This window comes from Treponema sp. R80B11-R83G3 (assembly GCF_054786115.1).
In genome coordinates this window covers 1-942 of the sequence record NZ_BDHF01000293.1, presented here as the reverse complement: position 1 = coordinate 942, position 942 = coordinate 1, and the positions used below count along the sequence as shown (strand labels likewise).

Here is a 942-nt window from a genome sequence, read left to right as displayed (position 1 = left end):
TATTTTACCTTTTTGAGAGATTGTTTTCTCAAATATATTTTTATCTTTTCGTGAATTAAAAACGCTTTCTTTGCTTAATAATAAATCAATAAAAAATATTTTTTTATAACTTAAATCTACCATTATTTTTGTATATATTTCTGAAAAATTATTTATATTATCAGGAGTTATGATATATAAATCTATATCGCTTTCTTCGGTTGGATTTCCATAAGCGTAAGAACCGAATAAATATATATATTTTGCCGGAACAAATTTAAGAATTGAGTCCTTTATACTATCCATTTTTTCGACAAAATTAACCATATATTAATTATATTAAAGGGTTTTTTTTTGTCAAGTAGAAGAATACAAAGAGGAAAATATTTTTACCACGAACCACACGAACATAGGGGCGAACCAAGAAAGATAAGGTCACAAATTGTGACCTTTAATAAAGACACCAGAAAATACAAGCCTTATGCTTTTACTGAACAAGGCGTTTAAATTACTAAATTACGAAAACTACTCATGGTCTATATTGAAAATACCGACTATAAACTTTCAAAACACGACAAGACAATCGAACAAATCATCATTGCTCTAAATAACCTTATCGATGCCAAGTTATGCACGGCATCGCCGTGTAGATGAGAAATTCAACACGGCATGGCGCACAGAAAATATAATTATAATGAATAATGCGCGAGGGATTTATCCCGAGCAGTGCGCCGAGCCAAAGACCAAAAGAATAGGCTTTACCGCCGATTATTAGCAATTGTTATACTTGAACCATGAGTATAGGGAATTTGCCTGTTAAAACTCCCTATTTGTCGCACATTTGTCGCATTTTATTTGGTAGAATATCAAAATGACAAACATTCCAAAGCGGGAAAAATATGCGTGAAAAAAAAGTAAGTTTCAAAATCAAAGTGCTAATCCCAATATTGGCTATATTTATCG

General features: G+C 31.1%; 1 protein-coding gene. It reads right to left on the bottom strand.

Translation table 11 applies throughout. The features are described from left to right. Positions 1-306 (bottom strand): nucleotidyltransferase domain-containing protein (locus ACYVRH_RS13400; RefSeq protein ID WP_461257394.1); only part of this gene is annotated, 306 nt, incomplete at its 3' end. Between the last annotated feature and the right edge of the window lie 636 nt (positions 307-942).